The organism is Burkholderia sp. ZZQ-2, from assembly GCF_050768715.1.
In the GTDB taxonomy this organism is placed as follows: Bacteria; Pseudomonadota; Gammaproteobacteria; order Burkholderiales; family Burkholderiaceae; genus Burkholderia; species Burkholderia cepacia.
On sequence record NZ_LDVA01000274.1, the window covers coordinates 118101 to 127449 of the forward strand.

Consider the following 9349-nt stretch of genomic DNA (forward strand, 5'->3'; position numbering starts at 1 on the left):
ATCGATAGACTGGGTCTCACGGTCGGCAGCCGCCGGCCGTATTCATCGGAGATCCAGCACATGATCAGAAAATGGTTGGCCGCAGCGGCAATGCTCGGCACGATTGCCTCGGCCTGGGCGGCCGTCGACGTCAACACCGCCAACGAGGATGCGCTCGTCGGCATCAAGGGTATCGGCCCGGCGCGGGCAAAGGCGATTCTCGACGAACGCGGCGCACGCGGTCCGTTCAGGAATGCGGAGGATCTCGCCGCACGCGTGAAAGGCATGGGCGGCCATACCGTCGAGCGGCTTCAGCAGGAAGGCCTGACGATCGGTGCGGCCGGCACGGGTGCCGCGCAGCCGGCCACGGGCAAGCCGGCCGCCGGCAAGCCTGCGGCCGCACCTGCCCGCACCACCACGCAGAAGTAACGCGTCGCGCGCAGCCGACAACAAGCTCCTTCAGTCGCCGTCGTTGCGACGGCTTCCCGCGGCATGCCGCGGGTTTTTTGCGTGGGCACGGCGCATGCGGCGTCCACGCGTTGCACGGCATGCGTATTCCATCGCCGCAATGGGGTTGCCGGCGCGAGCAGCGGTGCTGGTTTACAATCGATCGATTGATCGGCCTCGTACTCACGGTATATCCATGGCTTACAAAACTATCGAAGACACGATCGGCAATACGCCGCTCGTCCAACTGGTCCGCTTGCCGGACGACGAGATTCGCGCGCGCAACAACGTGGTGCTCGCGAAGCTCGAAGGCAACAATCCGGCCGGTTCCGTGAAGGATCGCCCGGCGTTGTCGATGATCAGCAAGGCCGAGGCGCGCGGGCGCATCAAGCCGGGCGACACGCTGATCGAGGCGACCAGCGGCAACACCGGTATCGCACTCGCGATGGCAGCGGCGATCCGCGGCTACAAGATGGTGCTGATCATGCCGGAGGACCTGTCGGTCGAGCGCCGCCAGAGCATGGCCGCCTACGGTGCCGAAATCATCCTGACGCCGGTGAAGGGCGGGATGGAACTGGCACGTGATCTCGCGGACGAGATGCAGCGCGAAGGCAAGGGCGTGATCCTCGACCAGTTCGCGAACCCCGACAATCCGATTGCGCACTACGAAGCGACGGGCCCGGAAATCTGGCGCGATACCGAAGGGCGCGTCACGCACTTCGTGTCGGCAATGGGCACGACGGGCACGATCATGGGCACGTCGCGCTATCTGAAGGAGCAAAATCCGGCGATCGAGATCGTCGGTGCGCAGCCGGAAGACGGTTCGCGCATTCCGGGCATCCGCAAGTGGCCGGAAGCCTATATGCCGACGATCTTCGATCGCAGCCGTGTCGACCGCGTCGAGAGCGTGAGCCAGGCTGCGTCGGAAACCATGGCGCGCCGCCTCGCGGCCGTCGAAGGCATCTTCGCGGGCATTTCGTCGGGCGGCGCATGCGAAGTCGCGATGCGCATCGCGCGTCAGGTCGAGAATGCGACGATCGTGTTCATCGTCTGCGATCGCGGCGACCGCTACCTGTCGACGGGCGTGTTTCCTGCCTGAACGCGAGCAGATGCGCGCCGCGCGTGTACGAAAAGAAAGCGCCGCTTGTGCGGCGCTTTTTCATTGGGCGGGCGGTGCTTACTGCGACTGTGTATCGGTGGTACTCGGCTGAAGTGCGCCGCTCGCTTCCATCTGCGCCTTTACAGCCTCGCCAAGCTGGTACACGGTAAGCGCGTAGAAGAAGCTGCGGTTGTAGCGCGTCAGCACGTAGAAATTCTTGAGCCCGAGCATGTATTCGGTCGCGCGGCCCGGCGACGGCAGGTCGACCACCGTCACGGGCGTGCCGGCTTCGGTCGTGATGTTGACCGTCGGCTCGTTCAGCGTCATGCCCGCGCGCAGCAGTTGCGACAGTGCCCAGTGCGGTTCGGGCTGGCCGTCGGCGGCGGCCTGTGCGATCCCCAGGCTGCCCGTGTCGGGCGTGATCTGCCAGACCACCGGGCGGTCGGTTTCCCAGCCGTGCTGCTTCAGGTAGTTCGCGACGCTGCCGATCGCATCGACAGGACTGCTGCGCAGGTCGACATGGCCCGTGCCGTCGAAGTCGACCGCATATTCGCGGATGCTGCTCGGCAGGAACTGCGGAATCCCGATCGCGCCCGTATACGAACCGAGCACGGTGGTCGGGTCGAGCTGGTTGTCGCGGGTCCAGACCAGGAAATCCTCGAGGTTCTTGCGGAACGTCGCCTGGCGGCTGTCACGATTCGGCGTGTCCGGATAGTCGAACGTGAGCGTCGTCAGCGCGTCGAGCACGCGGAAATTGCCCATGTAGCGGCCGTAGATCGTCTCGACACCGATGATGCCGACGATCACCTCGGGCGGCACGCCGAATTGCTCGGATGCACGCTGCAGCGTTGCCTGGTTCGCCTTCCAGAATTTCACGCCCGCGTTGATGCGGATCGGCTCGATGAAGCGCGAGCGATAGACGCGCCAGTTCTTGACCGTCGGCGACGGGGCCGGTTTCACGAGCTTGACCGCTGTCGCCGAATAGCTGATGCGCGAGAACAGCGCATGCAGGCTCGCGGAGTCGAAGCCGTTGCGGCTGACCATCTCGTCGATGAACGCGTCGACCTTCGCGTTGTTCGCGTAACGCTGCGGAACGATTTCCTCTTCGAAGGTCTGGCCTTGCGGCGTCGGCTGTTGCGGCTGGGCCTGTGCGACGAGCGTGCCCGCGGGCTTCGCGGGTTGCGTCTGCGCGCCGGCGGGCGCGGCGCCGAGGGCCGCGACGACAGCGGCCGCGACGAGCGGAACGCGAACACGGAACAGCGCGGAGAGAAGGGCGGCAGGCTTGCTGGAATTCATGTCGAAGCGGGCGGACAGGGCGATTGGGTTCGGCGCAGTATACCCGACGGATCCGGCGCGCCGGGGCGTGGCAGGCCCCCGTTGTGGTAAGTTAGCGGCGAATTCGCGGCAGACGATGGACATCATTGATGGAGACCTGCGGCGCACCGTGCGCCGCGGATGACAGCTTATGGCAACCGCTTTCTATACGCACCCCGACTGCATGCTGCACGAGATGGGGGAATGGCATCCGGAATGTCCGGCCCGCCTGTCGGCGATCCAGGATCAACTGATCGCGAGCCGCATCGACGATCTGATCGTGCACGAAACCGCGCCATTCGCGAGCGAGGTGGCGCTGGGCCGGGTGCATACGCAGGCGCACATCGACTACATCCGGAGCATGACGCCGGTCGACGGCTACGTCGAGATCGATCCCGATACGCTGATGAACCGCGATACGTGGCGCGCGGCGCTGCGTGCGGCCGGCGCCGCGATCGCGGCGACCGACGCGGTGATCGAAGGCCGCTATGCGAATGCGTTCTGTGGCGTGCGTCCACCCGGCCACCATGCGGAGCCTGCGCGCGCGATGGGTTTCTGCTTCTTCAACAACGTCGCGATCGCCGCGCGACATGCGCTCGACGTACACGGTCTGGAGCGTGTCGCGATCATCGATTTCGACGTGCATCACGGCAACGGCACCGAGGCGGCGTTCGCGAACGACGAGCGGGTGCTGATGTGCAGCTTCTTCCAGCATCCGCTGTACCCGTTCTCGGGCGTCGATCACCAGGCGCCGAACATGGTCAACCTGCCGATGCCCGCGCGCAGCAACGGGATGGCGATCCGCGAAGCCGTCGACATGTTCTGGCTGCCGCGCCTCGATGCGTTCAAGCCGCAGATGCTGTTCGTGTCCGCGGGTTTCGATGCGCATCGCGAGGACGACATCGGCAACCTCGGCCTCGTCGAAGCCGACTTCGAATGGTTGACCGCGCAGATCGTCGAGGTGGCGCGCCGGCATGCGCAGGGGCGCATCGTGAGCTGCCTCGAAGGCGGCTACAACCTGTCCGCGCTCGGGCGCAGCGTCGTCGCGCACCTGCGCGTACTGGCCGGCATCTGACGATCGCGTGACCGGCCCCGGGCGCACTCAGCGCGCCGGCGCCCGCGCGTGAATCCACGCGATCAGCGCGTCGATCACGCGATCGCGTTCGAGATCGTTCATCGTTTCGTGAAAGCCGCCTTCGTACAGCGTCAGCGTGCGATCGGGCGAGCCGACGCGCGCACCGAACGCACGGCTGCCGTCGGGTTCGGTCAGCTTGTCCTCGGTGCCGTGATAGACGAGCACCGGAACGCGCAGCCCGCCGCGACCGCTTTCGATGCGTGCCATTGCGTCGAGAATCTCCGCGCCGGTGCGCGCGGGCACCGGGCCATGATGGACGAGCGGATCGGCGCGATTGGCTGCGACGATGGCCGGATCGCGCGACAGCAGCGCGGCATCGATCCTGATTGCGGGGAAGGTCGGCCATATGCGGCTGATGACGCGGCTCACAGCGAGCATCCAGCGCGGCACGTCACGTCCCGGCGCGAGCGCCGGGCTCGACAGCACGAGGCCGGCCAGCGCGTGGCCGCGTGCCGGTGCGCGTTCGATCGCGTACAGCGCCGCGACCTCCCCGCCCATGCTGTGCCCCATCAGGAACAGCGGCGAATTGCCGCGTGCGGCTTCGGCGACCAGCGCATCCGCATCGTTCAGGTAGCCGTCGAAGCGCTCGACCCAGGCGCGCTTGCCGGGTGACTGGCCGTGCCCGCGCAGGTCGATCGCGAGCACCTCGATGCCGGCCGCATTCAGCCGGCCGGCGAGCGCGGCATAACGACCCGCATGTTCGGCAAGGCCATGTACGAGCGCGATCGTCGCACGCGGCGGCTCGGTGCCGTCGCCAGCCGGCCAGCGGTACGACGCCAGTTCGAGCCCGTCGGCGGTACGCAGGCGGCCCATCGTCGGCGCGGGTGAGGACGATGGCGCCGGTCCGGCGGTGGCAGGTGCGGCGGCCGGCGTGGTGGTGGCGGTCATCTGGCGTGTCCCCTGTCGGTTGGTCGGTGTTCCGGATCATAGTCGCGGCATCGTCGTGGCGCGCCAGCGGCGTCCCTCTAATTTCGTGTGGTTATGAAAAGATCGAAATCGATTATTAAGGGGAATGAGGGGTTTGCGGTAAAATCGACGGTTATTCCAGATGCATCGGCGGCCGACTGGCGGGCCAACTCGCCAGCCGGCCGCCGTTTTGTTTACATGATCGAATTACGCAATCTTTCGCAGCGATTTCCCGGGCCGGGCGGCTGGGTCGAGGCGCTGCGCAACATCAACCTGACGATTCCGCAGGGCGAGGTGTTCGGCATCATCGGCCGAAGCGGCGCCGGCAAGAGCACGCTCGTGCGCACCATCAACCTGCTCACGCGGCCGACCGAAGGCAATGTCATCGTCGGCGGGCTCGATCTCACGCTGCTGTCGGCTGGTGCGCTGCGCGAGGCGCGACGCGAGATCGGCATGATCTTCCAGCACTTCAACCTGCTGTCGTCGCGCACGGTGTTCGACAACGTCGCGCTGCCGCTCGAGCTGGCCGGCGCAAGCCGTGCCGACATCGAGGCCGCGGTGCTGCCGCTGCTCGACCTCGTCGGGCTGTCCGCGCAGAAGGATCGCTATCCGTCGCAGATCAGCGGCGGGCAGAAGCAGCGCGTCGGCATCGCACGCGCGCTCGCGAGCCAGCCGAAGGTGCTGCTGTCGGACGAAGCGACGTCCGCGCTCGATCCCGAGACCACGCGCTCGATCCTCGACCTGCTGAAGCGCATCAACCGCGAACTCGGCCTGACGATCGTGCTGATCACGCACCAGATGGAAGTGATCAAGCAGGTGTGCGATCGCGTCGCGGTGCTCGATGCGGGGCGCGTGGTCGAGGAAGGCCGCGTGATCGACGTGTTCCTGCAGCCGCATCACGAAGTGACGCGCGCGCTGATCGGCGACGTGATCGCGCAGGAGTTGCCGCCCGCGCTGAAGGCGCGCGTGGCCGAGCGGCTGAAGACCGGCAGTGGGCATCTGCTGCGGCTGGCGTTTACGGGCTCGGGTGTCGACCAGCCGATCCTGTCGGAAACGATTCGTCGGTACGAACTCGATTTCAACATCCTGCATGGCCAGATCGACGAGATCCAGGGGCAGGCATTCGGTTCGCTCGCGGTGCTCGCGGGCGGCGAGCCGGGCAAGGTCGGGCAGGCGCTCGCGTTCCTGCGCGAACAAGGTGTGGTGGTAGAGGAGCTTTCGTATGTTGAGTGAGATGTTCGATATGTTCGTGCAGTCGTTCTGGGAGACGCTGATCATGGTCGGCATCTCCGGGGCGGTCGGCGCGCTCGTCGGTCTGCCGCTCGGCGTGCTGCTCTACCTGACCGACCGCCAGGGCGTGCTGCAGAACCTCGCGGTGAATCGCGTGCTCGGCGGCATCGTGAATGCCGTCCGCTCGACGCCGTTCATCATCCTGCTGGTCGCGGTGATTCCGTTTACGCGACTCGTCACGGGTTCGTCGATCGGCACGGCCGCGGCGGTCGTGCCGCTGACGCTCGCGGCCGCGCCGTTCATCGCGCGTCTCGTCGAGACGGCGCTGCGCGAAGTCGACCGCGGGCTGATCGAGGCCGCGCAATCGATGGGTGCGACCACGTCGCAGATCGTCTTCAAGGTGCTGTTGCCCGAATCGCTGCCGGGCGTCGTCGCGGGCCTGACGATCACGTTCGTGTCGCTGGTCGGCTATTCGGCGATGGCGGGCGCGATCGGCGGCGGCGGGCTCGGCGATCTCGGGATCCGCTACGGTTATCAGCGCTATCTGCCGGAAGTGATGTGGACGGTCGTCGCGATCCTGATCGTGTTCGTGCAGATCGTGCAGTCGTTCGGCGACTGGCTCGTCCGCCGGCTGAGCCACAAATAAGACGAAATTGATCCGTTAGGGGAGAGAGACGATGCAACGACGCTTCATGCTGAAGTTCGCGGTGGCACTCGGCGCAGCCGCGCTGTTCGCGGGTGCGCACGCGCAGGCCGAAACCATCAAGGTGGGCGTGACGGGTGGGCCGCACGCGCAGATCATGGAAGCGGTGAAGAAGGTCGCGGCGAAGAGCGGCCTCGACATCCGCATCGTCGAATTCTCCGACTACGTGCAGCCGAACGCGGCGCTCGCGTCGGGCGACCTCGATGCGAACAGCTACCAGCACGACCCGTATCTGCAGGCGCAGGTGAAGGATCGCGGCTACAAGCTGATCAAGGTCGCGGATACCGTCACGTTCCCGATGGGCATCTATTCGAAGCGCGTGAAGTCGCTGGCCGAACTGAAGCCGGGCGCGCGCATCGCGGTTCCGAACGATCCGACCAACGGCGGCCGTGCGTTGCTGTTGCTGCAGAAGCAGGGCCTGTTGAAGCTGCGTGCGGACGCGGGGCTGAAGGCGACGCCGCTCGATATCGTTGACAATCCGCGCAAGCTGAAGATCGTCGAGCTCGATGCAGCACAGATTCCGCGTTCGCTCGGCGACGTCGACGCGGCCGCGATCAATACCAACTACGCGATGGAAGCGGGGTTGAAACCGAAACAGGACGCGATCGCGATCGAAGGGCCGAGCGGCCCGTACGCGAACGTCCTGGCGATCCGCGAGGCGGACCGGAACAAGCCGTGGGTGGCGAAACTGATCGCGGCCTATCATTCGGCCGATGTGAAGCAGTTCATCGAAGGCAAGTTCGGCGGAGCGGTCATTGCCGCCTGGTAACGGGCGAACAACGGGACGCCCGGAGAGATTAGAGTCGATGATCGAAAACCCGGGCTTTGCGTCCGGGTTTTTTCTCTTTTAAAATAGAACGATCGTTCGCTATCATTGGCGCGTCGTCAAGAAGCGGTATCCTCGACAACCATGATGGTTGGGTCCGCTTGGCCGCGCAGTCATGAGGCCTCGCTATAGAATGGCCTCTGGTCGTATTCGTAACTTTGGAGCGTGTGCATGAAAATCCTGGTGCCAGTGAAAAGAGTGGTCGATTACAACGTGAAGGTCCGCGTGAAGTCGGACAACACGGGCGTCGACATCGCGAACGTGAAGATGTCGATGAACCCGTTCGACGAAATCGCGGTGGAAGAAGCGGTGCGCCTGAAGGAAGCGGGCGTCGCGACCGAAGTGATCGCGGTGTCGGTGGGCGTGACGCAAGCGCAGGAAACGCTGCGCACGGCGCTGGCGATCGGCGCGGATCGCGCGATCCTCGTCGAATCGAACGACAGCGTCGAGCCGCTGGCCGTCGCGAAGATCCTGAAGGCGCTGGTCGACAAGGAGCAGCCGCAACTGGTGATCCTCGGCAAGCAGGCAATCGACGACGATTCGAACCAGACGGGCCAGATGCTGGCCGCGCTGGCTGGTCTCCCGCAAGCGACGTTCGCATCGAAGGTCACGATCGCGGACGGCAAGGCAACCGTTGCACGCGAAGTCGACGGCGGCGCGGAAACGCTGTCGCTGACGCTGCCGGCGGTCGTGACGACCGACCTGCGCCTGAACGAGCCGCGCTACGTGACGCTGCCGAACATCATGAAGGCGAAGAAGAAGCCGCTGGAAACGGTGAAGCCGGAAGACCTCGGCGTGGACGTCGCGCCGCGTCTGAAGACGCTGAAGGTGGCCGAGCCGCCGAAGCGCGCAGCCGGCGTGAAGGTGCCGGACGTGAAGACGCTGGTCGAGAAGCTGAAGACCGAAGCCAAGGTGCTGTAAGAGGGAGCGGAAAGAAATGACGATTCTGGTGATTGCAGAACACGACAACGCGTCGATCAAGGCCGCGACGCTGAACACGGTGGCGGCGGCGGCGAAGATCGGCGGTGACATTCACGTGCTGGTCGCAGGCCACAATGCGCAAGGCGCGGCCGACGCGGCAGCAAAGATCGCGGGTGTATTGAAGGTGCTGCTGGCCGACGCGCCGCAACTCGAAGCAGGTCTCGCGGAAAACGTCGAAGCGACCGCGCTGAACATTGCGAAGGACTATTCGCACATCCTCGCGCCGGCGACCGCTTACGGCAAGAACATCGCGCCGCGTATCGCCGCGAAGCTGGACGTCGCACAGATCTCCGACATCACGGCGGTTGACAGTGCCGACACGTTCGAGCGCCCGATCTACGCGGGCAACGCGATCGCGACGGTGCAGTCGAGCGACCCGATCAAGGTCATCACGGTGCGTGCGACCGGTTTCGATCCGGTTGCAGCGGAAGGCGGCAGCGCGTCGGTCGAGAAGATCGAGGCGGCGGCAGACGCCGGCAAGTCGCAGTTCGTCAGCCGTGAAGTGACGAAGCTGGACCGTCCGGAGCTCACCAGCGCGAAGATCATCGTATCGGGCGGCCGTGGTCTGGGCAGCGGCGAGAACTACACGAAGGTGCTGGAGCCGCTGGCGGACAAGCTGTCGGCGGCACTCGGCGCATCGCGCGCGGCAGTCGACGCCGGCTACGTGCCGAACGACTACCAGGTCGGCCAGACCGGCAAGATCGTCGCACCGCAGCTGTACATCGCGGT

Annotated in this window: 10 protein-coding genes; 8 read left to right on the plus strand and 2 right to left on the minus strand. The window is 65.5% G+C overall.

Annotated elements, in window-relative coordinates:
- Nucleotides 1-60 precede the first annotated feature (60 nt).
- Nucleotides 61-408, plus strand: coding sequence for a ComEA family DNA-binding protein (locus ABY44_RS22180; RefSeq protein ID WP_060083941.1), 348 nt, complete (start codon nucleotides 61-63; stop codon nucleotides 406-408).
- 214 nt (nucleotides 409-622) lie between these two features.
- Nucleotides 623-1525, plus strand: coding sequence for a cysteine synthase CysM (gene cysM, locus ABY44_RS22185; protein ID WP_027788056.1), 903 nt, complete (start codon nucleotides 623-625; stop codon nucleotides 1523-1525).
- 78 nt (nucleotides 1526-1603) lie between these two features.
- Here cysM and mltB read toward each other — a convergent pair whose 3' ends face one another.
- Nucleotides 1604-2947, minus strand: a complete 1344-nt coding sequence (gene mltB, locus ABY44_RS22190) for a lytic murein transglycosylase B (protein ID WP_081073637.1) — start codon at nucleotides 2945-2947, stop codon at nucleotides 1604-1606.
- A gap of 43 nt (nucleotides 2948-2990) precedes the next feature.
- Here mltB and ABY44_RS22195 point away from each other — a divergent pair, with 43 nt between their 5' ends.
- Entirely contained in the window at nucleotides 2991-3914 is a 924-nt protein-coding gene (locus tag ABY44_RS22195) for a histone deacetylase family protein (protein ID WP_021157450.1), read from the plus strand.
- Between the two features lie 27 nt (nucleotides 3915-3941).
- On the opposite strand, the gene ABY44_RS22200 is transcribed toward ABY44_RS22195, so the two are convergent.
- Nucleotides 3942-4862: an alpha/beta hydrolase gene (locus tag ABY44_RS22200; protein ID WP_060174726.1), complete on the minus strand. Its 921-nt coding sequence runs from the start codon at nucleotides 4860-4862 to the stop codon at nucleotides 3942-3944.
- 216 nt (nucleotides 4863-5078) lie between these two features.
- On the opposite strand from ABY44_RS22200, the gene ABY44_RS22205 reads away from it, so the two are divergent.
- The 5 genes from ABY44_RS22205 to ABY44_RS22225 all read left to right on the plus strand — a co-directional run.
- Complete coding sequence (locus ABY44_RS22205; protein WP_060174727.1) at nucleotides 5079-6113, plus strand: methionine ABC transporter ATP-binding protein; 1035 nt, start codon at nucleotides 5079-5081, stop codon at nucleotides 6111-6113.
- Nucleotides 6103-6756: a methionine ABC transporter permease gene (locus ABY44_RS22210; protein WP_006486982.1), complete on the plus strand. Its 654-nt coding sequence runs from the start codon at nucleotides 6103-6105 to the stop codon at nucleotides 6754-6756. The genes ABY44_RS22205 and ABY44_RS22210 overlap by 11 nt, the downstream gene beginning before the upstream one ends.
- Before the next feature lie 31 nt (nucleotides 6757-6787).
- Nucleotides 6788-7582, plus strand: a complete 795-nt coding sequence (locus ABY44_RS22215) for a MetQ/NlpA family ABC transporter substrate-binding protein (RefSeq protein WP_027788052.1) — start codon at nucleotides 6788-6790, stop codon at nucleotides 7580-7582.
- A 228-nt stretch (nucleotides 7583-7810) separates the two neighbouring features.
- Nucleotides 7811-8560 (plus strand): electron transfer flavoprotein subunit beta/FixA family protein, encoded by a 750-nt coding sequence (locus ABY44_RS22220; RefSeq protein WP_021157446.1) that lies wholly within the window; start codon nucleotides 7811-7813, stop codon nucleotides 8558-8560.
- 16 nt (nucleotides 8561-8576) lie between these two features.
- Nucleotides 8577-9349, plus strand: a 773-nt coding sequence (locus tag ABY44_RS22225) for an electron transfer flavoprotein subunit alpha/FixB family protein (protein ID WP_060180856.1), incomplete at its 3' end; no start/stop codon positions are given.